We start from the raw sequence: 23,622 nt of genomic DNA, 5'->3' as shown, positions 1-23,622 counted from the left end.
GCGCGGTCGCCCCGCTTACCGCTGCGGCAGCGCGGACAGCGTCCGCGCAAACCGGTCCCGCACCGCGGCCCGGACCTCGGGGTCCTCGTCGCCCAGTCCGGCGACCGCCGGCGTCAGCAGCGCAGCCGCATCGGCTGTCCGGCCGCGCGCGGCGGCCAGCATCCCGCGCGCACCCGAGACGAGATACCGGTCGGCATCGTCCTCGTCCCCATCGGGGCGGTGGGCGTCCAGCTCGCCCAGCAGCGAGGCGGTCGCGTCCCAGTCGCCCAGCGCGGCCAGGGTCATCAGGTACCACAGGGCGTTGGTCCGGACCAGCGGCGTCGACAGCGGCAACTGGGCGGTCAGCCCCGTGTGCGAGAGGCGCAGTTCGTCGCGCGCGCGCGTCAGGTCGCCCGCCAGGTACAGCGTCTGGCCGAGATGGCCATGGGCGCCCAGCGTCATCACGTGCGCCTCCCCCAGCCGCGTACGCGCCGCGGCGAGATAGCGCTCGCTCTGCGCGATCGCGCGCGGCCAATCCATGCGCTTGCGCGCTAGCAGCGAGCGACTGGTCGCCAGCATCATCGCGTTGACGCTGTGCTCGCCCATCGTGCCCAGCAGCACGGGCGCGGCCTGCTCGAGTAGGCGTTCGGCGTCGGCATAACGCCCTTGTCGCGTGCGTACGTCGCCCAGGACCTGACGGGCCATCGCAAGCTGCAGCGGACGGGCCGGGTCGCGCCGCTGCAACTCGTCGATGAGGCGGAGCATCAGCGCATCGGCGGCATCTTCCTGGCCGTTGCGGGTGTAGACCTGGGCCAGATCGATGCGCAACGCATCGATGCTGGCGGCATCGTCCGGTTCGGCCTCCGGATACAGCGCCACCGCCTGTTCCAGGTAGGGAATGCCGCCGGGGATGTCGCCCCGGTTCACCAGGGCCATGCCCTGCGCCAGCGCGAAGTAGAGCGCCTGCTGCGGCGAGGCCCGGCTGCGGTCGTCGGTCGCCAGGCGGGCCAGTTCCGCATCGACCTCCGCATGCCGGCCGAGCCGGCTCAGCTGCCGCACGAGCGTGGCCCGGGCGCGCAGGGTGCCGGCCTCCCGGGCACCTTCGGTGCGCTCCTGGATCGCCAGCGCCTGGCGGGCTTCCTGCTCGGCCAGGTCGAGCATCTCGATGCTGCCGAACAGGCCCGACAGGGTGCTGTGGATGCGTGCCGCGACCCGGGGGTGTGCGTCGAACCGGTCGCCGACGCGGTCGCGTGCGGCGACCAGCACGTCGCGGACGGTCGCCTCGGCGCGTCGCCCGTTGATCGCGGGGTTGGCCTGGCCGATGAGGTCCTGGTTGATGAAGTCGTTGAGCGCCTTGACGGTCTGCAGCTCCGTCCGGGCTTCCTCGCGGGCCTGCCGCGCGTCGTGCAGCAGCCAGCCAGTGGTCAACAGGCCACCGCCCAGCAATGCGACGAGCGCGACGAGATAGGGCCGCCGAGCGCTGCGACGTGCCAGCTCCCGCTCCGCCCCGGCCAGTTGCTCGGCGGCCCGCCGGTCCTGATTGCGTTGCCGGTGGCGGGTGTCGAGCGTCTGCAGGCGCTCGACGAGCTCGGAGACCGTCGTCAGCCGGTGTGCCGGATCGGAGTGCGTGGCCGCGGTGATGTCCTCGCGCAGCAACGGATCGTCGATGTCGCGTTCCCAGCCCGGCGCCAGCGGACGCCCGACGTCGCCGGCCAGCATCTGGTACAGGATCAGGCCGAGCGCGTAGACATCGCTCTGGATCGTCTGCGGGCGGCCGGCGACCACTTCCGGCGGGAGATACCACGCGCTGCCGGAGGTGCCTGCCGGATCGAGCGCGCCCGCGGCCTGCAGGTCGTGCCGGGTGATACCCAGCGCATCCAGGCGCGCCGGATCGAGCAACCCGCCGCTGCCGAAATCCACGACACGCAATCGCCAGCCTGTGACCGGATCGCGGTCGACCAGGAGGTTGGCCGGCTTGAGGTCCCGGTGCAGCACGCCGACGCGGTGGGCGGCGTCGACCGTCCGCGCGATCTGCAGGAACATGGTCAGCCGATCGGATCGCGGGGTGTCGGCGATGTGGTCGATCGACCATTCGCGCAACGTGCGGCCGCCCCACGCGGACTCCAGGAAGAACGGCGGACCGGCGAAGTTCCAGTCGTGGAGGCGGGCGAGGCCAGCGGTCTGGCCGAGTTCGAGTTCCAGTTGCAGGACCCGGGCCAGCGCTGCCTCGCGCTTGAGGCCATGCAGCCGACGCCCGTCCTGCGCGTACTTGAAGACCCGGCGCTCGCCGGTCTTGACGTGGACGGCGAGCCACACCTCGTTGCCCTGGGTGCCGCCCAGGCAGCGTTCGAAACGGAAGTTGGGCCGCATCGGCACCGGGTCGCCGGCCTGCAGGCCCAGCGTCGAGGTCGCGGTGCGGCTGCGCACGACCGTGCGCTCGCGCACCCCGGTGAGTTGGTAGCCGACGCGGGGCTGGGTGAGCAGCAAGGCTGCGGTGTCGGGGTCGAGCGCCTTGCGCAGCTTGTTGATCGCGTTGGGCAGGACCTTGTCGACCGTCACCCGGCCCGCCCAGACCTCGGCCAGCAGCTCGTCCTTGGTGACGACCTCGCCGGCATGGCGGAGCAGGTAGACCAGGACCTCCAGGGCTCTGCGCTCGACCTCCACCGGTTGTCCGTGGACGTGCAAGCGGAAGCTCGCCTCGTCGAACTCGGCGTGACCGAAGCGATAGAGGAAGTCGTAACGGTCACCGTCGGGACGGGCGGCGTCGTGCATGTGCGGTGCTCTCCCTGAGCTGGAAATCCCGGACGGATCAATCGCTTGTGCGCCGCCCCGACCCCGGTCGACCGCAGTGTCCGCGCATCCGGACCCCCGATGGAGCGGCGTTACCGATCCGTTACCAAAAGGTACCACGGGCGATTGGCTGCGCTGGCTAGGCTCCTGTGGTCTGGTCCGTCCGATCGCATGGACGCGACCTCCATCGGTGCGAAGCAAGCGAAGTCAGGAGCCGTCATGAACAGGATCTACCGTCTCGTATTCAACCGCGAACTCGGCGTGGTGCAGGTCGCGCCCGAGTGCGCCCGCATGCACCGGGGAGGCGCACGGCGCGCGGGGCGCCCGGTGCGCATCGCGGGGACCGGCGTCGGGCTGCTGTCCGCGGCGCTGCTGGCCGGGCCGCTGGCGGCGCAGACCCGCGTGGACTACGTGGAGGACACCGTCGTCGATGCACCGGTCGAGTGGCTGGACCGCGACGTGCGGATCGGCGGCGACGGAGACGTCGACGTCCGCGTGGTCGGCGACGGCTGGCTGCGCGCGACGGTCGCTCCGGGCACGCCGCAGCTGTACTGGCGCGGCCGGATCGATGTCGGCGGCGTGTTCGGCAGCGGCACGGCACGTCTGATTGTCTCCGGGCCCGATGCCGGCATCGAGGCCTTCAACGCCATCAGCGTCGGCCTCGCCGGGACCAGCGGGCAGGGGACCCACGGCGTGCTGCGCATCGAGGACGGCGCCCAGGCCTCCACGATCACCCCCGACCGTCGACGTGGCCTGTTCCAGGTCGGGCTGAACGGCGAGGCCACGGTGACCGGTGCCGGCTCGCGGCTGCAGACCGGTGAGTTCGCGATGGGCGTGGTCATGGGATATGGCGGCGGGCGCATGCAGGTGCTCGATGGCAGCCTGCTCGAAAGCGACACCGCCAACCTGTGGGGCAACGCCCCGGCCGACCGCCTGCCGACGGTCCGGGTCGCCGGGTCCGGCGCGCGCTGGACCAACGCCGGCCACCTGGATCTAGGCGGCGCGGTCGAGGTCGAGGAGGGCGGCGTGGTCGAGACCGGCTCGATCGAGATCGCTGGCAGCTTCGACACCCCGCACCGGGTTGGCCTGCATATCGCAGGCGAGGGGTCCCGGTTCGAGAGCGCCGCCGGCATCCTGGTCCGCGAGGGCTCGGTGACCATCGCCGACGGCGCCACGGTCTCCGCCGCCGACGGCATCGTGCTGGTCGGCCACACCGCGCCGGCCCGCCCCCTGGCGTCGTTCCTCAACATCGGCGGCGCCATCGACAGTGTCGGCACCAACGACGTGCCGACCCCGGGCGCCGCCATGGCTGCCGGCCGGCTCGATCCGCAGACCGCGGTCCGTTTCCAGGCCAACGCCGGCGGCAACGCACAGATCAACTTCAACCATACCGACGCTGCCTACACCTTCGGCAACGCCATCGTCGGGGTCGGCGCGATCAACAGCTTCGCCGGCACCACGATCCTGACCGGCGACCTGTCCGCGTTCGCGCCGATCGCCTCGGGATCGACCGGGCGGGTCGGCGTCCGCGTCGCGGGCGGCAGCACGCTGGTGCTGCGCGGCGACGTCAACACCAGCGACGCCAACGACGACGCGGTGTACGGGCCGGAGGTCTCCTCGTACCTGATCGAGGACGGCACGCTGGTCGTTGGCGGGCACACCGGCCGCAACCATGCCGCGCTCGGGTTCGGGTCGAGCTATTCCAGCCGCGTCGAGGTGCAGGCGGGCTGGCTGGCCGGTGACGGGACCGTCGGCACGACGCGGGTCCGCACCGGCGCCGGCATCTCGCCTGGCGACGCCGACAGTCCGTTGGGCACGCTGGACGTGATCGGCCGGCTGCTTTTCGACGACGGGGCGGTGTACGCGGTGGACATCGCCGGCGACGGGCGCAGCGACCGGATCGTGGTCACGGCCGACGATCCGCTGGGTTCGACGCTGCCGGGCCTGCCCGGTGGCGCCGTGATCGGTGCGGGAGTCGACGTGCTGGTGACCGCGCTGGATCCGGCGACCAGTTACCAGGACGGGCAGCGTTACACGATCCTCAGCACGGACGCGGCGATCGAAGGCAGCTTCGCCCGTGCTCTGACCGAATCGGCATTTCTCGACGTCGCGCTCGAGCATCTGCCGCGCGAGATCGGACTGCGCATCGGCATCCGGAGCGAGGGGCCGGACGATCTGGTCGTCGAGGCCGGCCAGACCCACACCGGGACCGCGCCGGTCGGCGGTGTGCGGGTGCTCGCCGGCGGCACGCTGGCGCCCGGCGGGCGTGGCGCATTCGGCACGCTGGCCGCTGGCGGGGACCTGCTGTTCGCGGATGGCGCGATCTATGCGGTGGACATCGCCGGCGACGGCGGCAGCGACCGGCTGACGGTCGCGGGCAAGGCGACGCTGGAAGGTGGCACGGTCGAGGTGACCGCGCTGGACCCGGCGACGAGCTACCAGAACGGGCAGCGCTACACGATCCTGGACGCGGCCGGCGGCGTGGACGGCCGGTTCGGCACGTCGGCCTCGCAATCGGCGTTTCTGACCACGACGCTGGACTACGCCACGGCGGGGCAGGTCGGGTTGTCGATCGCATTGCTCGACGACGCGGGCCCCGAGCCGGAACCCGAGCCCGAGCCCGAACCTGAGCCCGGTCCCGGTCCCGGTCCCGGTCCGGTCGGACCGAATCCGCCCCCGCAGGTGTTCCAACGCGTGGCACAGACGGCCAACCAGTACGCCACCGCGATCGCGCTCAACGGCCTGCCGCAGCAGGGTCAGGCGCTGGCGTTGTACAACACGCTGCTGTTGTTCGATGCCGACGGCGCGCGCCAGGCGTTCGGCCACCTGTCGGGCGAAGCCCATGCCGGCCTGCGCGGGCAATTGCTCGAGGATCGCTTCCTGCGGTCGGGCATCGGTCAGCGGCTCGAAGGCCGGCTGGCGGAGACGCGCGAGGCCGGCGCCACCGTGTGGACCGGCGGCGGCGGACTATCGCAACGCACCGATGGCGACGGCAACGCGTCGGAGGTGCGCACGACCCGGCAAGGACTGCAGGCCGGCGTGGACTGGAGCGCCGGACGCTGGCTGGTCGGCGTCGCCGGCGGCCACGACGCACAGCGGATGCGGATGCCGGCGCTGGCGTCGCATGCCGATGTCGACGGCAACCACGTCGGCCTGTATGCGGCCTCCGACATCGGGCCGGCGTCACTGTCGGGCGGGGTCACCTACGCAGACTACCGCGTGAAGATGCGGCGCGAGGGCGCGCTCGGACCGCGCATGGGGCAGTCGGTGGAATCGCGCTACGACGCCAGCGCGACCGCCGCGTTCCTGCAGGCCGGCTGGGCCGTGTCGCTGGGGCGGCTCGCGCTGACGCCGTCGTTGACGCTGGCCTACCGGTGCCTGGACACCGATGCGGCGGTCGAGACCGGGGACGCGACCGCGTTGCGCATCGCCGAGCGCAAGGACGAGCACGCGTCTGCCACGTTGGGCGTGCGCCTGCGTCGCCCGCTGTCAGTGGGCGCAGTCGACAACGCGACGCTGTTCGGCGGCATCGCCTGGCAGCACGCGGACGGCGATCTGGCGCCGACCGGACGGCATGCGTTCGTCGTCGGTGGCGATGCGTTCGCCATTGATGGCGCGCCACTGGCCCGCAACAGCGGACTGGTCGATGTCGGCGTGGCGGTGAGCACCGCGCCCAATGCGCGCCTGTCCATCGCCGCGCAGGGACAGCGCGGTGGCGGCACGTCTGCCTTCGGCGCGCAGCTCAACTGGGCATGGCGGTTCTGAGCGCGTCGCCGGATGCTCTCCGGGCACATAGACACCCGGGGAGCGCTGCGCGCGAGGCGTGGCGTCGCGTCATCAGTCCGGCGCCGTGTCGTCGCTCGGCATGAGCACGAGCGATGCGCACTCGCGGGCCGCGCAACCGAAATGCCGGGTCGCGAGGCCATCGCTCCAGGACGCGACGCCGCCGCCGTTGATCGTGAAGCGCCAGATCCGGCCTTGCTGCGCAGAAAGGCCCGCCGTGGATCCTGCACTCCGGTCGGTCTACGTCGTCGCGCACCAAGGCGCGCCGCGCCAGGTCGCATGGTCGGCGATGCGCAGCAGCGCGAGGTCCTCGTCGGTGTCGCCGTAGGCGTAGACCTGCGCGAATGCCTGACGCGGATACGCATCGCGCACCCGTCGGGCCTTCTCGTCGCCAGCGCATTGCGCGCCCGCGTAGCGGCCGGTGAGCCGGCCGTCGAGCTGTTCGAGTCTCGAGCACAGCAGGGCCACGCCCTGGGCTGCGCACCAGGGCGTCAGCAGGACGTCGAGATTGCCCGAGACCACGACCACGGTATCGCCGCGGGCCCGGTGCCAGTCGATCCGTGCCTGCATCTGCGGGCGCACCAGCGCGGGCAAGCGCGTGGCCGCCAGCATTGCGCCGGCCGCGGCGACACGCGCGGCTGGCAATCCGGAGAAGGCGTAGCGCACGAGTGCTGCGCGCGTTCGGCTGCCCGACAGCAGGCCCAGGCGGTAGGCGATCACGATCGGCGCCAACAGCACGCGCCCGGCGATCAGTCGCCAACGTGGCGTTGCGGCAACGAGCAGGTCGGGAAAGGTCTCGCGTGTCGTGATCGTGCCGTCGAAGTCGAACAGCGCCAGATCGGGCAGCGCAGCGGCATCACCGGCGCGATCGGACGTGTCTGCGGGCCCCATCCGGGCGGATGGCAGTTCGATCTGCGGGGTGATGGGGGCGGGCATCGGGCGGTCCTCGCCAACACGAAGGGCGGCGTCGCCGCCGCCCTTCATAAGGTGTCGCAATGGCCGGCCTGTCCGACCGGCCTCCACGGTTACGGCGTGCCGGCCTGGCCGCGCGCCGCGTCGCGTGCGGCCTTGAACGGATTGCCGTCGTACCAGTTCGGCCAGCGGTCGCCGTCGGCGAGCGTGCGGCCGACGCCGTACAGCGCCTCGAGATCCTGCACGACCCCGTCCAGGTTCCAGTCCGGGTTGTACTCGTCTCCGGGCTGGTGATAGCGCGTGGCGTAGTCGTCGCTGGCTGCCTTGCCGGCGGCGGTGCCGCCTTCGATCAGGTCGTTGCCGCCCTTGGCATAGAGCGCGGGCACGCCGGCCTTGGCGAAGTTGAAGTGGTCGGAGCGGAAGTAGTAACCGCCGGCCGGATTGCCTTCCTCGACCAGCGTGCGGTTCTGCTGGCCGGCGTAGGTCTGCAGGATGTCCTCCAGTTCCGAGCTGCCCTTGCCGGTGACCACGAAGTCGCGCGAGGGGCCGGCGACGCTCATCGCATCGAGGTTGATCACGCCGACCGTCTGCGCCAGGTCGATGCTCGGCTGGGCGACGTAGTACTTGCTGCCCAGCAGGCCCGATTCCTCGAGCGTGACCGCCAGAAACACCAGCGAGCGCTTCGGCTTGGGCTCGGCGGTGGCGAACTTCTCGGCGATCTCGATGATGCCGGCCACGCCGGTGGCGTTGTCGATCGCACCGTTGTAGATCGTGTCCTCGCCGTTATCGGACTGCCCGCCCTCGTGCTTGCCCAGGTGGTCCCAGTGGGCGAGGTAGAGGATCGCCTCGTCCGGCGCTTGCGTGCCGGGCAGGATGCCCACGACGTTGCGCGAGCTCTTCTCGGCCACCGTGCTCTTGAGGTCGAAAGAGACCTTGGCATTGAGCGGCACCGGCTTGAAGCCGCGCTGGTTGGCGGCCTGGATCTGCGCGTCGAGGTCGAGGCCGGCGTCGGCGAACAGGGCGCGGGCGACGTCGCCGGTGATCCAGCCCTGCGCGGGCAGGCGCGGCTCGGGATCGTCCTGCGGGCGCAGGTCGAACTGCGCGCCCGACCACGAGTTCTTGACCACGTCCCAGCCGTAGGACGCGCCGGCGGTGTCGTGCACGATCAGCGCCGCGGCCGCGCCCTTGCGTGCGGCTTCCTCGAACTTGTAGGTCCAGCGGCCGTAGTAGGTCATGCGCTCGCCTTCGAACAGCGACGCATCCTGGGCGTGGAAGCCCGGATCGTTGACCAGGATGACGACAGTCTTGCCCTTGACGTCGAGGCCGGCGTAGTCGTTCCAGTTCTGCTCGGGCGCGTCGACGCCGTAGCCGACAAAGACCAGTTCGCTGTCGGCGACTTCGATCTGCGGCTTGCCGGTGCGCGTGCCCAGCACCATGTCGCGGCCGAATGCCAGGTCGCGCGCGCCCTTGGCGGTGGTGAGCTTGAGCACGGTCGACTCGTCGGCCGTGGTCTCGACCATCGGCACGGTCTGGTACCAGCTGTCGTTGTCGCCGCCCGGCTGCAGGCCGATGCGCTGGAACTGGGCGCTGATGTACTCGACCGTGCGCTCTTCGCCGACAGTGCCCGGCGCGCGGCCCTCGAATTCATCGGAGGCCAGCGTCTTGACCAGTTCGCCGAAGTCCGCACCGGTGATCTCGGGCGAGAACGTGTGCGCGGCGTCGGACGTGGGGGACGTCGCTGCGGTGTCGGCCGCCTTGTCCTGGGCGCCGCATGCCGCGAGTACGAGCGCGGCCGGCAGGGCCAGCATCAAGTGGGGTCTGCGCATCCGGTGATCACTCCTGCAAGCTGTGGACGCCGCACTATACGGTCGTTCAGCTGCCGATGCGCGCCGGCCCGTTCAGTCCTTCGGGGCCTGCGCGCCGTCGTAAGCGATCGCGGTGGCGCCGCTGATCGGGCCGGTGCGCGCGCTGCTGTGGACGTACAGCGTGACTTCGCGCTTGAACGTCAGCGGGCCTTCGATCACCGCATTGGGGCCGATGATCACCCGCGGGCTGCGGCGGTTGATCGTGACCGGGAACCAGTTCGAGGACGGCTTGTCGACCGTCAGACCGCCGCGCACCTTCGAGGCGGCGCCGATGGTGACATCGCCATTGACCGTCTTCACGTCGCCGGTCACCTCGGTGCCGACCAGGCCGATCGCGCCGTTGACGGTGACCACGTTGCCGTCGACCCGTCCGCCGCGATCGACGAACACACCACCGCTGACGCTCTCGATACTGCCGGCGATCTGCGCGTCCTGCCCCAGCCGGACACCGCCGTTGACGGTGGTCAGGCTGCGGGTGCGCGCCCGCGCGCCCAGGGTGATGCCACCGTTGACGGTCTCCACGGTGCCGGCCTGGATGTCGTCGTCGCCGCGGATGCCGCCGTTGACGGTCTCCACGTCCTTGGCGCGGACGCCGTCGCCGATGCGGATGCCGCCGTTGACTGTCGACAGGTCGCCGTAGGACTGGCCGGCTTCGGCGGTGATCCCGCCGTTGACCTTCGAGACGTCGGCCTGGGCACAGGCGGCGCCGGCAGACAGGGCGAGGGCGAACGCGAGCAATGCGCGGACGGGGCGGTGCGGACGGGCAGCGGACATGGCGAACCTCGAGGAAGGGCGGAGCGGGCGGAGCCCGCCGTCGACCGTAGCTTGCCGTCGTGTCGGTACAATCGCATCTGTCTTTGGTCACTGGGCCGTTCGTCGTGCCGCATGCCACTCCCGCCTCCCGTCCGCGCCCCGTCGTCCTGCTGATCCTCGACGGCTGGGGACACCGCGAAGACCCGCGCGACAACGCGCTCGCGCTCGCGAACATTCCGACCTGGCGCGGTCTGCTCGCCGCGCATCCGAGCACGTTGATCCATACCGAGGGTCGCCACGTCGGCCTGCCGGACGGGCAGATGGGCAACTCGGAGGTCGGCCACATGAACATCGGTGCCGGCCGGGTCGTCTATCAGGACCTGACCCGCATCGATGCCGCGATCGAGGACGGCAGCTTCTTCGCCAACGCCGAGTTGGGCGCGGCCTGCGACGCGGTGCGCGCCAACGGCGGCACGCTGCACGTGATGGGCCTGCTCTCGCCCGGCGGCGTCCACAGCCACGAGGCGCACCTGTTCGCAATGCTCGAACTGGCGCATCGCCGCGGCGTGGCGCGCGTGGCCGTGCACGCGTTCACCGATGGGCGCGACATGCCGCCGCGTTCGGCCGAACCGAGCCTGCGCGCGCTGCACGAGCGCTGCGCAGCCTTGGGCAACGCGCACGTGGCCAGCGTGTCGGGCCGCTACTACGCGATGGACCGCGACCAGCGCTGGGAGCGCGTGCGCCAGGCCTGGGACGCGATCGTCGAAGCGGCCTCGCCGTACCGCGCGCCCGACGCAGTCGCAGCCCTGCAGGCTGCCTATGCGCGCGACGAGAACGACGAGTTCGTGCGTCCGACCGTCATCGACGGCGCGGTGCCGATGGCTGACGGCGATGCCGTGGTGTTCATGAACTTCCGCGCCGACCGCGCCCGCCAGCTCACCGCGGCGTTCGTCGACCCGGCCTTCGCCGGGTTCCAGGCGCGGCGCCCAGCGCTGTCGCGCTTCGTCTGCCTGACCGAGTACGACGCGCGGCTGCCCGCGCCGCTGGCCTTCGCGCCCGACGACCTGCCCAACACGCTGGGCGAAGTGCTTGGCGCCCAGGGGCTGACCCAGTTGCGCATCGCCGAAACCGAGAAGTACGCGCACGTCACGTTCTTCCTCAGCGGCGGCCGCGAGGCGCCGTTCCCCGGCGAGGACCGCATCCTGGTGCCCAGCCCCAAGGTTGCGACCTACGATCTGCAGCCGGAAATGAGCGCGCCCGAGGTCTGCGCGCAACTGGTGCAGGCGGTGCGCGACGACCGCTTCGATGTCGTGATCTGCAACTTCGCCAACCCCGACATGGTCGGGCACACCGGCGTGCTCGAGGCGGCGATCAAGGCGGTGGAGACCGTCGACCGCGCGGTCGGCGAGATCGTCGAGATCGTGCGTGCGAAGGGCGGCGAGCTGCTGGTCACCGCCGACCACGGCAACGTCGAGATGATGCGCGACCCCGAGACCGGCGAGCCGCATACCGCGCACACGGTTGGTCCGGTCGATCTGGTCTACGTCGGCAGCCGGCCCGGCCCGCTGCGCCGAGGCGGGGCGCTACGCGACCTGGCGCCGACGATCCTCGACCTGCTCGGCCTGCCGGTGCCGGCCGAGATGACCGGCCGCAGCCTGCTGCAGGCCGACGGCTGAGCATGACCGGCAGGGCGACTGCGACCGGCGCCGCGCTGCTGCTGACCGCGCTGCTGGCCGCGGCGCTGCCGGTGCTCGAGGTCGCGGCCCAGAACAGTCGCGAGACCGAACGCCGCCTGGAGCGGGTGCGCAAGGAGCTGCGTGACGTTGCCGCCGAGCGCCGTCGCCTCGAGGGCCAGCGCGGCGCCGCCGCACGCGAGCTGCGCCAGGCCGACGAACAGGTTGCGGCATCGACCACCGCGCTGCGCGAGACCCGGATCAAGCTCGCGGCCGAGCAGGCCGAGCTCGAGCGCCTGCAGGCGCGCCGCCAGACCCTCATCGCCACCGTCGAGCAGCGTCGCGCCGAGTTGGCGACGTTGCTGCGGGCGGCCTACACCATCGGCGACGAGGCCGCGCTCAAGCTGATGCTGGCGCAGGACCGGGTCGCCGACGCCGGCCGCCTACTGGTCTATCACCGCTACCTGCAGCAGCAGCGCAGCGAGCGCATCGCCGAGCTGCGGGCCGAAATGACCGAGCTCGACGGCATGGAGGCGGCAATCCAGGATCGCCGCGCCGCGCTCGAAGCCGCGCACGCCGAGCAGCGGGCACGGCTGGCGCAGGTCGAGGCCGATCGCAGCAAGCGCGCCGACGCGGTCAAAGGGCTGGATGCGAAGTTCAACGATCGCAGTGCCCGCGAAAAGGCCCTGGGCCAGGACGCCCGCGCGCTCGAGCGCGTGCTGGCGCAGCTGCGCGCGGCCGCACGCCGGGCCGAGGCCGAGCGGCGCGCGGCGGCCGCCGCGGCGCGCGAGCGCGAGGCGCGGGAGGCCCGGCAGAGCGGGAGCGGCACCCGTGCGCCGTCCCGGCCACGGCCGCAGGTCGCCCGCGCCCCGGCGCCGCAGGTCGGCGGCCTGGGCTGGCCGATCAGCGGCGCGCTGCTGACCGCCTTCGGCGGCAGACTGCCCGACGGCAGCAGCAGCAACGGCGTACTGATCGGCGCGGCTGCAGGCACCCCAGTCAAGGCGGTCGCCGACGGCACGGTGGTGTTCGCCGAATGGATGACCGGCTACGGCATGCTGCTGATCGTCGACCACGGCAACGGCTACATGAGCCTGTACGCACACAACGATGCCCTGCTGCGCAAGACCGGCGATGCGGTGAAGCGCGGCGACACCATCGCCAGCGTCGGCAACTCCGGCGGCCAAGGCCGCAGCGGCCTGTACTTCGAATTGCGCCAGAACGGCAAGCCGGTCAATCCGACGACCTGGCTGCAGCGCCGCTGACGCGGGCGGGGTCGGTCGCGAGCATCCGCCCCCACCCCAGCCCTCCACCCGTGAAGGGCGCAATGCCCCGCGCAGGCGGGGGAAGCAGATGCGCATCGCCGCGAAACACGAAAGCGCGACGGATCACCTCCCCTGCGCGCGCGGGAGGTCGGCGCGCACAGCGCGTCGGGTGAGGGTGGGGGGCTTGGCGGTTCGCCCCCACCCAACCCTCCCCCGCAAGCGGGGGAGGGAGCAGGCGCGTGTCGCCGCGAACGCGAAAGGCAAGACAGCTCACCTCTCCCGCACGCGGGGGAGGTCGACGCGCATGGCGCGGGGGGGCGGAGCCGTTGGCGGCCCGCCGACCGGCCTTTAGCCCAGCGACTGCTTGACCAGGCGCGAGACCTCGCCCATGTCGGCCTTGCCGGCCAGCTGCGGCTTGAGCACGCCCATCAGCTTGCCGATGTCGGCCGGGCTGCTGGCGCCGGTCTGGGCCTTTGCTGCCTCGATCGCCGCCACGATCTCGGCCTCGCCGAGCTTCTCGGGCAGGTAGCGCTCGATGACCGCGATCTCGTCGCGCTCGATCTGAGCCAGGTCCTCGCGTCCGGCGCCCGCGTACTGGGTCACCGAATCCTTGCGCTGCTTGACCATCTTCTCCAGCACGGCGAGCACCGCGGCATCGTCGAGCTCGATGCGTTCGTCGACTTCGCGCTGCTTGATCGCGGCGTTGACCAGGCGGATCACGCCCAGGCTGTGCTTGTCGCCGCCCTTCATCGCGGCCTTCATGTCTTCGGTGAGTTGCTGTTTGAGGGTCATGGCGGTTCTTCGGTGACGAACGGGCAGGGTTGCCCTGCGACGGGTGCCGGCGCCTGCCGTGTGCGGTCAGGTCCGGGAACGAGGGACGACAAAAAGCCGGCAGCGCATGCGCGCGGCCGGCTCTTGCGTCAGTACACGATCGCGCCAGGCAGTGCCCGACGCGGGTCGATCAGTACAGGCGCTGGCGCTTGGTGACGTCGCGCGAGACGCGACGCGCCTGACGCTTCACGGCCGCAGCGGCCTTGCGCTTGCGCTCCTGGGTCGGCTTCTCGTAGAACTCGCGCTTGCGGGTTTCGGCGAGCACGCCGGCCTTCTCGCAGGTGCGCTTGAAACGGCGCAGCGCAAACTCGAAGGGCTCGTTTTCGCGGACTTTGACGCTAGGCATGGAATCTCCGGGGATCTGGGCACCCGACCGTCGAAGGCCGGATCGAATCTGACGAATTCGGGTCTGCCGAGGGTCTGCTCCCGGCGAGCCGCGTATCATAGCCAGGACACGGCAGCTGACGCAAGCCGCCCCGACGGGCGCTGCGAGGCGCCTGCGTCCTCCGTCCGCTTCCCGGCAGTCCTGCGCCCCATGAACGTCCTCGGCATCGAAACCTCCTGCGACGAGACCGGCGTCGCCGTCTACGACACCGCCCTGGGCGGTGCCGCCGGGCTGCGTGCGCATGCGGTCTACAGCCAGATCGCGCTGCATGCGCAGTACGGCGGCGTCGTGCCGGAGCTGGCCAGCCGCGACCATGTGCGCAAGCTGTTGCCGCTGATCCGCCAGACCCTGGCCGAGGCCGGGCTCGAGGTCGAGGCGCTCGACGGCGTTGCCTACACCGCCGGCCCCGGTCTGGTGGGCGCGCTGCTGGTCGGTGCGGGTGTCGCCCGCGCGCTGGCCTGGGCGCTCGACGTGCCGGCGATCGGCGTGCACCACATGGAAGGTCATCTGTTGGCGCCGCTGATGGAGGACGACGCCCCGGCGCCGCCGTTCGTCGCGCTGCTGGTCTCGGGCGGGCATACGCAGTTGGTCGCGGTCGATGCGATCGGCGCCTACCGGCTGCTTGGCGAGACCCTGGACGACGCCGCGGGCGAGGCCTTCGACAAGACCGCCAAGCTGATGGGTCTGCCGTATCCCGGTGGCCCGCAGTTGGCCGCGCTGGCGCAGACCGGCACGCCCGGCGCATTCCGTTTCTCGCGGCCGATGACCGACCGGCCTGGCCTGGACTTCAGTTTCAGCGGCCTGAAGACCCAGGTGCTGCTGGCCTGGCAGAACAGCGATCGCAGTGCGTCGACCCGCGCCGACATCGCGCGTGGCTTCGAGGATGCGGTCGTCGATACCCTGGCGATCAAATGCGCGCGCGCGCTCGACGCGACCGGATGCACCACGCTGGTGGTCGCCGGCGGCGTCGGCGCGAACCTGCGGCTGCGCGAGAAGCTGCAGGCCGACGCCACGCGTCGTGGCGGTCGGGTGTGCTTCCCGCGCCCTGCGCTGTGCACCGACAACGGCGCGATGATCGCCTTCGCCGGCGCTTTGCGTCTGCAGGCCGGCCAGCACGGCGACGCGGCGGTGCGCGTGGTGCCGAGGTGGGACATGGCGCAGCTGCCGCCGTTGGCGCGCCTTGCTTCGTGATGGTGATGCGAGACTTGGGATGACGGCGCGCGTCGCGCCCCAGCGACGCGACACTCGCTAAGCTGTCGCCCGCTGTTGCGCTTCACTTCTTCCCATCCCACGGATCACTCCACCCGCCCCATGGACAAAGTCTTCATCGAAGGCCTCGAGATCGAGGCGCTGATCGGCATCTACGACTGGGAGCGGCGCATCCGCCAGCCGCTGGTGTTCGATGTCGAGATGGCGTTCGACAACCGCGTGCCTGCAGCGAGCGACGACATCGCGCGCACGCTCGATTACAAGGCCGTCAGCAAACGGCTGATCGACTACGTTGGGGCGTCGGAATTCGGCCTGGTCGAAACGCTGGCCGAGCGCTGCGCGGCGCTCGTGATCGATGAGTTCAATGTCGGTTGGGTACGATTGAAGCTCAGCAAGCCGGGTGCGGTGCGTGGTGCACGCGCGGTCGGCGTGATCATCGAACGCAGTCGCCAGGACTGATCCGCGGGTCCTGGCGCCGCCGCAGCCATGCGGCCGCAACAGGAGATTCCCGCACGATGCAGCCCCATCTCGAACGACTCAGCGACCTGCTGGCACCCTACCCCTGGGCCTACAGCGCGATCGTGCTGGCTGCTCTGTGCTTGCTGGCATGGCTGGCGAACTTCATCACCAAGCGCATCCTGCTGCGCGGCCTGGGCAGCGTATTGCAGCGCACGTCGCTGGGTGGCGCGCAGCACGACCGGCAGGTACGCCTGCGCGTGATCCCGCGGCTGGCCAACATCGTGCCGGCACTGGTGATCTCGGCCGGCATCGCGGTCGTGCCCGACCTGCCGCCGCAACTGGTGTTGATCGTCGAGCGGCTGTGCCAGATTTTCGTCGTGGTGACGATCGCGCTGGCCATCTCGCGCGCGCTCGACGTGGTCAACCGCAACTACGAGCGCCGCCCCGACGCGCACAACAAGCCGATCAAGGGCTACCTGCAGGTCGCCAAGATCGTGATGTTCGTGCTGGTCGGCATCTCGGTGATCGCCACGCTGATCGGTGCGAAGTTCCTGCACATCGTCACCGGCCTGGGCGCGATGACCGCGGTGCTGATGCTGATCTTCCAGGACACCATTCTGTCGCTGGTGGCCAGCGTGCAGATCAGCAACGACGGTCGTGTGCGCATCGGCGACTGGATCGAGATGCCGAGCCAGAATGCCGACGGCGACGTGATCGACATCGCCCTGCACACCATCACGGTGCGCAACTGGGACCGCACCGTGACCACGGTGCCGACCAAGAAGCTGGTCAGCGACGCGTTCAAGAACTGGCGGCCGATGTCGGAGGGCGGTGGGCGCCGGATCAAGCGCGCGCTGTATCTCGACCAGCGCAGCGTGCGGTTCCTGGCGGCCGACGAGATCGCGCGCTTCCGCCGTTTCGTGCTGCTCGACGCCTATCTCGACCGCAAGGACCAGGAACTGTCGGACTGGAACACCGCATTGGCCGCGCGCGGCGCCGAGCCGGTGAACCACCGCCGGGTCACCAACCTGGGCACCTTCCGCGCCTACGTCGAGCACTACCTGCGCCACCATGCCGGCATCAATCAGGAGCTGACTTTGCTGGTGCGCCAGCTCCAGCCCACCGAGACCGGCCTGCCGCTGGAGATCTACTGCTTCACCGCCGACACCCGCTGGGCCGTCTACGAGGGCATCCAGTCGGACATCTTCGACCACCTGCTGGCGATCCTGCCCGAGTTCGACCTGCGGGTGTTCCAGGCCCGCAGCGACGCGCCGATGGACGTGCGCCTGCAGGGCGGGTCGAGTGCCGCCGGCGGCCCGGCGCGTGCGGCGCCGGGGCTGGAGGATGCCCGCGCCCGCTGACCGCGGGCGGACGATGCGCGATCATGGTGCTCCCCACAGGAGCGCACCATGGCCATCGCCTGCCTGAGCCTCGGCAGCAACCTCGATCCCGAGCGTCACTTGCGCGCCGCAGTGGACGCGCTGCGCGCCCGCTTTCCCGCGCTCGTCGTCTCGCAGACCTACCGCTTTCCGGCGGTGGGCTACGACGGCGCCGATTTCCTCAATGCGGCCGCGACCATCGAGACCGACCTGCTGCCCGACGCCCTCAACGCCTGGCTGCACGCGCTCGAAGATGCGCACGGGCGCGATCGCAGTGGCCCGCGCTACAGCGACCGCACGCTGGACATCGACATCGTGCTCTACGACGATCGGGTACTGACCGGCGCCGGGAACCTGCGCATCCCGCGCGACGAACTGCGCCATGCCTTTGTGCTCAAGCCGCTGGCCGAGATCGCGCCCGACCTGCGCCACCCGGTCGATGGCCGCACGCTCGCGCAGCTGTGGGCCGCCCATCCCGACCACGACACAGCGTTCGCGCGCATCGACGCGCTGTCCGCATGCCCGGCCTGATGCAGGCCGCAGGTCCCGCACTGCGGATCCTGGGCAGCGGCTGTCATCACCCGGCGCGGCGGCTGCCGTCCAGCGACTTCGACACGCAGCTCGGTCTGGCGCCCGGCACCAGCGAGGCGGCGACCGGCGTGGCCTGGCGCGGCGTTGCCGACACGGGCGAGACCGCATCGTGGATGGCCGCGCGCGCCGCGCAGGCGGCGCTGTCGGCGGCCGGCATCGGTGGCGATGCGCTGGACGCAATCGTCTCCACCTGCGCGGTCATGGAGCAGCCGATTCCGTGCCAGGCGGCACTGGTCCAGCGCGCGCTCGGCCTCGGCGATTCGGGCATCCCGGCCTTCGATGTCAACGCGACCTGCCTGGGCTTTCTGGTCGCGCTGGACCTGGTTGCGGCCGGCATCGCCAGCGGCCGCTACCGCCGGGTGCTGGTCGTGGCCAGCGAGCTGCCCTCGCGTGGACTGCGCGCCGACGACCCGCTGACCGCGCCACTGTTCGGTGACGGCGCCGCCGCGCTGGTGCTGGGCGCCGCGGCGCCGGGCGAGGACTCGGCGCTGCTGGCCTGGCGGATGGAGACCTATGCCGACAGCGCCGACGCCTGCCGGATCCGCGGCGGCGGCACGCGCATCGCGCCCGGCGATCCGACGCATCGCGACATCGACCCGGATGTCTACCGCTTCGAGATGGACGGCCCGGCAACGTTCCGGTTGGCGGGGCGCCGGTTGCCGCGCCTGCTCGAACGCCTGCTGGCATCGGCCGGCGTCGGCCTGGACGCGATCGACTGCGTCGTGCCGCACCAGGCCTCCGGCGGCGGCCTGGACCGGATCGTGCGTGCGTTGCGGCTGCCCGAAGCGCGCGTGGTGCGGATCCTCGCCGAGCACGGCAACCAGGTCGCGGCCTCGCTGCCGCATGCGTTGCACCACGCGATCGTGGAGGGCCGGCTGCAGCGCGGCCAGACCTGTCTGCTGCTGGGCACCGGCGCCGGGCTGTCGCTGGCCGGCGCGGTGCTGCGGTACTGACGTGCGTCTCGCTCTGACCCTGTTCGACGTCGGGCAGTGCCGGCACTGCGAGCGGGTGACGCTCGCCGGCGGGCGCTGGGCCAGCATCGCGTTTCCGTCGATGGTCGCGCTGATCGTGCATCCACGTGAGGGCGCGATTCTTTACGACACCGGCTACGCGCCGCGGTTCCTGGATGCGACCGCGCGGCTGCCCGAGCGCCTCTACCGCTGGGCCACGCCGGTCGCGCTGCCGGCCGAGCAGCAGCTGGAGACGCAGCTCGCCGCGCATGGGCTGCGCCCGGCCGACATCCGCTGGTGCCTGATCTCGCATTTCCACGCCGACCACATCGCCGGCCTGCGCGACCTGCCCAATGCCCGCTTCGTGTGCATGCGCGAGGACCTGGACACCCTGCGCGCGATGCCCCGGCTGCGCGGGCTGCGCAACGGCTGGCTGCCGGCCCTGCTGCCGCCGGACTTCGATGCGCGCCGGCACCATGCCGACGACGCCATCGCCAGGCCGCTGCCCGCGCCCTGGCAGGCGCTGGGCGAGGGGCACGACCTGTTCGGCGACGGCAGCCTGTTCGCGGTCGCGCTGCCGGGCCATGCGCCGCGGCAGCTCGGCCTGTGCCTGCGCGATGCGCATGACCGCGCGGTGCTGCTGTGCGCCGATGCCTGCTGGTCGCATCTGGCGTTCCGCGAGCGCCGGTTGCCGGCATGGCCGGCGCGGCTGGTGACCCACGACTGGCGGGCCTACACGCATACGCTCGCACGGTTGCACACGCTGGCACGCGAGGCGCCGGACGTGGCGATCGTGCCCTCGCACTGCCAGGCGAGCCTGGACCATTACCGCGCGCAGACGTCTGCGCCCCGACCGGAGGCTGGCGCATGCGCATCCTGGTGACCGGTGCGTCGGGCTTTGTCGGCGGCGCCTTCCTGCGCCGTCACGCCGCGCGCGACGACCTGACGCTGTGGGGAACCGGGCGCCGCGCCACCGACCTGCCGGGCTATGTACGCTGCGACCTGAGCCGGCCGTTCGACCTGCCGTTCCGTCCGGACGTGGTGATCCATGCCGCCGCGCGGTCCTCGCCCTGGGGCACGCGTGCGCAATACCAGGCGCAGAACATCGACGCGACCGCGCACGTCATCGCGTTCTGCAAGCGCCACGGCTTGCCGCGGCTGATCTATCTGTCCTCGAGTTCGGTGTTCTATCGCGAGGCCCATCAACTCGGCCTGCGCGAGGACAGCCCGATCGGGCCGGACTTCGTCAACCGCTACGCGCAGACGAAATACGCCGGCGAGCAACTGGTGCGCGCCTATCCCGGCGAGCATGTCGTGGTGCGGCCGCGCGCGGTGTTCGGCGTCGGTGACACGGTGCTGTTTCCGCGCATCCTCGAGGCGGCCCGGCGCGGTGCGCTGCCACGGTTCGTCGGCCAGGATCGACCGGTGATTGGCGACCTGGTGCAGATCGATACGCTGTCGGACTACCTGCTGCGGATCGCGACGATGCCGCGTCCGGCGCAGAGCTACAACCTGACCAACGCCGAGCCGGTGGACCTGCAGGCGCTGTTGCTCGACGTGCTGGCACGGTTGGACCTGCCACCGCCGACGCGGCGCGTGCGCATCGGCACAGCGCTGCGTGCGGCCACCGTGGCCGAATGGCTGTGGCGTGGCCTGCGGCTGCGCGACGAACCGCCGATCACACGCTTCGGCGTCGGTGTGTTCGCCTATTCCAAGACCTTCGATCCAGCGCGCATGCTCGCCGACCTGGGGCCGCCGAGCGTGTCGTTGACCGAGGGCATCGAGGCCTTCGTCGCCTGGCAGCGCGCGCAGTGGATGCAGTGAGCGCCACGGTCGTCTGCGCGTGCGCCTACGCCCTGCTGCTGGCGCTGCGTAGCGCCAGCGCCGGGCGCGAGCTGCGGCGCCAGCGCGCATGTCCGGTGCCCCCGTCGGCGCGGCGGATGCAGGACGTTGCCGTACTGCAGCCGATCCTCGGCGGCGACCCCCGGCTGGGCGAGGTGCTCGACGAGACCCTGCGCGCGTTGCCGCAGGCGCGCTTCCACTGGCTGCTCGATGCCGACGATGCACACGCACATGCGGCGGTCGCCGCCGTGCGCGCAGCGCATCCGGGCGCTGCGATCGACATGTGGGTGTTGCCGCCGGCGCCCGATGGCTGCAATCCCAAGACCTTCAAGCTCGAAGCGGCGTTGCCGCAGGTCGAGGCGCCGGTCTGTCTGGTGCTCGACGATGACGCCACACTGTCGGCCGATGCGCTCGCACGCCTGGTCGCCGCGCTCGATACGGCCGACCTGGCGACCGCGCTGCCCGGCTACCGCGACGATGGCGAGTGCTGGCCCGGCCGCCTGCTCGCACGCTTCGTCAACGACAACGCCGCACTGACCTATCTCGCGCCGTTGGCCTGGGCGCCGCCGGTGTCGATCAACGGCATGTGTTACGCGCTGCGCACCGAGCGCCTGCGCGCGATCGGCGGCTTTTCGCCGCTGCGCCACGCGCTGGCCGACGACCTGGCGATGGCCGATCACGTCCGCGCGCACGGCGGCCGCATCGCGCAGACGATCGCGCCGGTTTCGGTGCGCACCAGCCTCGACGGTGCAGCGCACTACGTGCGGCAGATGCATCGCTGGATGCTGTTCGCCACCTTGCTGCTGCGCCGCCAGCCGCCGCGCACACGGGCGGCGATCGTGCTGCTGCACGGGCTGCCGCCGCTGTTGCTGTGGGCGATGCTCATGGCGCTGGCCTGGCGCCCCGACTTGGCGGGTGCTGGGGCGGTTGCGGGTGTGCTTGCGCTGCGGGCCTGGGCGCCGTGGGCATTGCAGCGCGCGCTCGGTGTCGCGTCTGCGTCGCGGCCGCTGTTGTCGCTGCTGGCCGAACTGTTGCAGCCGCTGCACCTGCTGCATGCCGCCTGCGTGCGGACGGTGCGCTGGCGCAGCCGACGCTACCGGGTACAGGCCGATGGCCGCTTCCATGCCGCCTGAGGCCACCGGCGGGGGCGTGCGCATCGCGTTCCTGACCGGCCGCAGCGATCCGGCGTGCTGCGCACTCAGCCCGCAGCAGGCGGCCTTTCTCGATGCGCTGCGCGGACCGGGTCGCGACCTGCTCGCGTGCAATTTTCCTTACGCGGCGTCGCGTGCCGGCCACGCCCCGGTGTGGCTACCGCTGGCCGCGCTGCGCAATGCCGGCGACTACCTCGGGGCGCGTCGCCCTGCGTTCGCCCGGCGCCATGGCGCGGCAGTGGCCGCGGCGCTGGACGGTGGCGGCGCGGTGGTGGTGCTGGCCGGCAGTTGCGGGCTCGAACTGCTGGCCAACCTGCGGTTGCCGGCGGGGCTCGCCGCACGGCTGCACGTGTTCGCCTATGGGCCGGTGGCACGGCGGGCGCCGGACGTGGCCCGGCTGCTGTGCGTGCGCGGCCGCGGCGACTGGATCTCGCGCCTGGGCTGGCGCGGGCCCGCGCTGCCGGTCGGCGGCGGCCATCTCGACTACCTGCGCAGCGCCGAGGTGCGGGCGCTGTGCGCGGACTTCGTCGCGGCGACACCATGCGCATCGACCTGATCGCGCCGCCCTACAGCGGTCATCTGCATCCGATCCTGGCGATCGCGCGCGAGCTCGCGCCGCGACACGCGGTGCGAGTGCTGTCGACGCCGTCGGCGATGGCGCAGGTCGCACGCGCCGGGCTGGCCGGCGTGCCATTGCTCGATGCCGACGCCGAGCGCGTGCTCGATGCGATCTCCGACCCGCGCCATGCGGTGCGCAACCATCCGCTGCGCATGCATCGCCAGCTGCGCGATGCGCTCGGGGTCATGGCGCGCTTTGCGCAGGCGCTGCGCGCGGCATACGCGCAAGCACCGCCGGAGCTGGTGATCGCCGATTTCACCGTGCCGGTCGCCGGCACCGTCGCGCAGGCGCTGGGCATCCGCTGGTGGACCAGCCTGCCGTCGCCGTGTGTGATCGAGACCCCCGACGGGCCGCCGGCCTACATGGGTGGGCTGATGCCGGCGGCCCATGCCGGCGCGCGACTTCGGCAGGCGCTGGCGCGCCGGGCGGTGCGTGGCTTCAAGCGCGGCGTGCACTGGCTGCATCGCAGGCGGATGCGCGCGCTCGGTCTGCCGCAGCTGTATCGCGGCGACGGCAGCGAAGCGGTCTACTCGCCCGAGCGGATTCTGGCGCTCGGGGTCGCGGCGCTGGAGTTCCCGTGTACCTGGCCGGCGGCGCTGCGCTTCGTCGGGCCGCGGTTGCCGGTCAGTGGCCGCGACACGCCGTGGCTGCCACCGCGTGCGGCGCCGGTGTTCGTCGCCGGACGCCGGCATGTGCTGGTGACCCTCGGCACGCATCTGCGCTGGGCCAAGAACGCGTTCGATGCGCGGGTGCGCGCGCTGGCCGCGGCGATGCCCGAGCTGGAATTCCATTTCACCGACGGCGATGTCACGGCCGGCCATCACGAACACAGCGGCAACTACCAGCGGCTCGCCCATGTCGACTATGCGCGCTGGGTCGGACGTTACGACCTCGTCGTGCATCACGGCGGTGCCGGCATCCTCTATCGCTGTCTGGCCGAGGCACGCCCGGCGATCGTCTGCCCGCAGGACTACGACCAGTTCGACCATGCCGCGCGCTTGCAGCACGCCGGCGCGGCGCTGTGGCTGCGCGATCTCGACGGCCTCGAGGCCGCGGTGCGCCGTGCGTTCGCCGAGCCGTCGCTGTTCGCCGGTCTGCCGGCGTTGCAGGCCGCGGTGCGCGCCTGTGTGGCGGCGCACCCGCTGGCCGAGCTGGTCGAGTGCGATGGCGACACGGCGCCGTAGCGTCC

General features: G+C 71.5%; 19 protein-coding genes. 13 read left to right on the top strand and 6 right to left on the bottom strand.

The genetic code is table 11. From position 1 onward, the window contains the following. Nucleotides 1–15: 15 nt before the first annotated feature. On the bottom strand, nucleotides 16–2,751 hold the full coding sequence (locus FHW73_RS13500; RefSeq protein WP_183427264.1) for a winged helix-turn-helix domain-containing protein: 2,736 nt from the start codon (nucleotides 2,749–2,751) through the stop codon (nucleotides 16–18). Between the two features lie 237 nt (nucleotides 2,752–2,988). Between FHW73_RS13500 and FHW73_RS13495 the strand changes: the two genes are divergently transcribed. Continuing rightward, nucleotides 2,989–6,534, top strand: a complete 3,546-nt coding sequence (locus FHW73_RS13495; RefSeq protein ID WP_183427263.1) for an autotransporter domain-containing protein — start codon at nucleotides 2,989–2,991, stop codon at nucleotides 6,532–6,534. A gap of 258 nt (nucleotides 6,535–6,792) precedes the next feature. On the opposite strand, the gene FHW73_RS13490 is transcribed toward FHW73_RS13495, so the two are convergent. From FHW73_RS13490 to FHW73_RS13480, 3 genes are all read right to left on the bottom strand, one after another. Beyond that, nucleotides 6,793–7,488 (bottom strand): HAD-IB family hydrolase, encoded by a 696-nt coding sequence (locus FHW73_RS13490; RefSeq protein ID WP_255492988.1) that lies wholly within the window; start codon nucleotides 7,486–7,488, stop codon nucleotides 6,793–6,795. An 89-nt stretch (nucleotides 7,489–7,577) separates the two neighbouring features. Further along, nucleotides 7,578–9,290, bottom strand: a complete 1,713-nt coding sequence (locus FHW73_RS13485) for a M28 family metallopeptidase (protein WP_183427262.1) — start codon at nucleotides 9,288–9,290, stop codon at nucleotides 7,578–7,580. 72 nt (nucleotides 9,291–9,362) lie between these two features. After that, nucleotides 9,363–10,103 (bottom strand): hypothetical protein, encoded by a 741-nt coding sequence (locus FHW73_RS13480; protein ID WP_183427261.1) that lies wholly within the window; start codon nucleotides 10,101–10,103, stop codon nucleotides 9,363–9,365. 104 nt (nucleotides 10,104–10,207) lie between these two features. On the opposite strand from FHW73_RS13480, the gene gpmI reads away from it, so the two are divergent. Then, a complete protein-coding gene (gpmI, locus tag FHW73_RS13475) occupies nucleotides 10,208–11,758 on the top strand; it encodes a 2,3-bisphosphoglycerate-independent phosphoglycerate mutase (RefSeq protein WP_183427355.1) in 1,551 nt (516 codons plus the stop codon). Between the two features lie 2 nt (nucleotides 11,759–11,760). Beyond that, the gene (locus FHW73_RS13470) at nucleotides 11,761–13,017 is read left to right on the top strand and encodes a peptidoglycan DD-metalloendopeptidase family protein (protein ID WP_183427260.1); all 1,257 of its coding nucleotides are present in this window, start codon (nucleotides 11,761–11,763) and stop codon (nucleotides 13,015–13,017) included. 348 nt (nucleotides 13,018–13,365) lie between these two features. Here FHW73_RS13470 and FHW73_RS13465 read toward each other — a convergent pair whose 3' ends face one another. Beyond that, nucleotides 13,366–13,809, bottom strand: coding sequence for a GatB/YqeY domain-containing protein (locus FHW73_RS13465; protein ID WP_183427259.1), 444 nt, complete (start codon nucleotides 13,807–13,809; stop codon nucleotides 13,366–13,368). A gap of 169 nt (nucleotides 13,810–13,978) precedes the next feature. Then, nucleotides 13,979–14,194, bottom strand: a complete 216-nt coding sequence (rpsU, locus tag FHW73_RS13460; protein WP_047138278.1) for a 30S ribosomal protein S21 — start codon at nucleotides 14,192–14,194, stop codon at nucleotides 13,979–13,981. A 189-nt stretch (nucleotides 14,195–14,383) separates the two neighbouring features. Here rpsU and tsaD point away from each other — a divergent pair, with 189 nt between their 5' ends. The 10 genes from tsaD (at nucleotide 14,384) to FHW73_RS13410 (ending at nucleotide 23,617) form a co-directional block, all read left to right on the top strand. Then, the gene (gene tsaD / locus FHW73_RS13455; protein ID WP_183427258.1) at nucleotides 14,384–15,424 is read left to right on the top strand and encodes a tRNA (adenosine(37)-N6)-threonylcarbamoyltransferase complex transferase subunit TsaD; all 1,041 of its coding nucleotides are present in this window, start codon (nucleotides 14,384–14,386) and stop codon (nucleotides 15,422–15,424) included. Between the two features lie 120 nt (nucleotides 15,425–15,544). Beyond that, entirely contained in the window at nucleotides 15,545–15,901 is a 357-nt protein-coding gene (gene folB, locus FHW73_RS13450; RefSeq protein WP_183427257.1) for a dihydroneopterin aldolase, read from the top strand. A gap of 56 nt (nucleotides 15,902–15,957) precedes the next feature. Then, nucleotides 15,958–17,262: a mechanosensitive ion channel family protein gene (locus tag FHW73_RS13445; RefSeq protein ID WP_183427256.1), complete on the top strand. Its 1,305-nt coding sequence runs from the start codon at nucleotides 15,958–15,960 to the stop codon at nucleotides 17,260–17,262. Nucleotides 17,263–17,310: 48 nt separating this feature from the next. Further along, the gene (gene folK / locus FHW73_RS13440; RefSeq protein WP_183427255.1) at nucleotides 17,311–17,811 is read left to right on the top strand and encodes a 2-amino-4-hydroxy-6-hydroxymethyldihydropteridine diphosphokinase; all 501 of its coding nucleotides are present in this window, start codon (nucleotides 17,311–17,313) and stop codon (nucleotides 17,809–17,811) included. Next, nucleotides 17,799–18,824, top strand: coding sequence for a 3-oxoacyl-[acyl-carrier-protein] synthase III C-terminal domain-containing protein (locus FHW73_RS13435; protein ID WP_183427254.1), 1,026 nt, complete (start codon nucleotides 17,799–17,801; stop codon nucleotides 18,822–18,824). Before folK ends, FHW73_RS13435 begins: the two co-directional genes overlap by 13 nt. A gap of 1 nt (nucleotide 18,825) precedes the next feature. Beyond that, nucleotides 18,826–19,704, top strand: a complete 879-nt coding sequence (locus FHW73_RS13430; protein ID WP_345776187.1) for an MBL fold metallo-hydrolase — start codon at nucleotides 18,826–18,828, stop codon at nucleotides 19,702–19,704. Next, complete coding sequence (locus FHW73_RS13425) at nucleotides 19,689–20,645, top strand: NAD(P)-dependent oxidoreductase (protein WP_183427252.1); 957 nt, start codon at nucleotides 19,689–19,691, stop codon at nucleotides 20,643–20,645. Before FHW73_RS13430 ends, FHW73_RS13425 begins: the two co-directional genes overlap by 16 nt. Then, nucleotides 20,642–21,796: a glycosyltransferase gene (locus tag FHW73_RS13420; protein ID WP_345776186.1), complete on the top strand. Its 1,155-nt coding sequence runs from the start codon at nucleotides 20,642–20,644 to the stop codon at nucleotides 21,794–21,796. The genes FHW73_RS13425 and FHW73_RS13420 overlap by 4 nt, the downstream gene beginning before the upstream one ends. Continuing rightward, the gene (locus FHW73_RS13415) at nucleotides 21,774–22,370 is read left to right on the top strand and encodes a hypothetical protein (RefSeq protein ID WP_183427251.1); all 597 of its coding nucleotides are present in this window, start codon (nucleotides 21,774–21,776) and stop codon (nucleotides 22,368–22,370) included. The genes FHW73_RS13420 and FHW73_RS13415 overlap by 23 nt, the downstream gene beginning before the upstream one ends. Further along, on the top strand, nucleotides 22,355–23,617 hold the full coding sequence (locus tag FHW73_RS13410; protein ID WP_183427250.1) for a glycosyltransferase: 1,263 nt from the start codon (nucleotides 22,355–22,357) through the stop codon (nucleotides 23,615–23,617). Before FHW73_RS13415 ends, FHW73_RS13410 begins: the two co-directional genes overlap by 16 nt. Nucleotides 23,618–23,622 lie beyond the last annotated feature (5 nt).

The sequence above is a fragment of the Luteimonas sp. RC10 genome (genome assembly GCF_014192745.1).
Taxonomy (GTDB): Bacteria; Pseudomonadota; Gammaproteobacteria; order Xanthomonadales; family Xanthomonadaceae; genus Luteimonas.
This window is presented reverse-complemented; position numbering and strand designations above follow the sequence as displayed.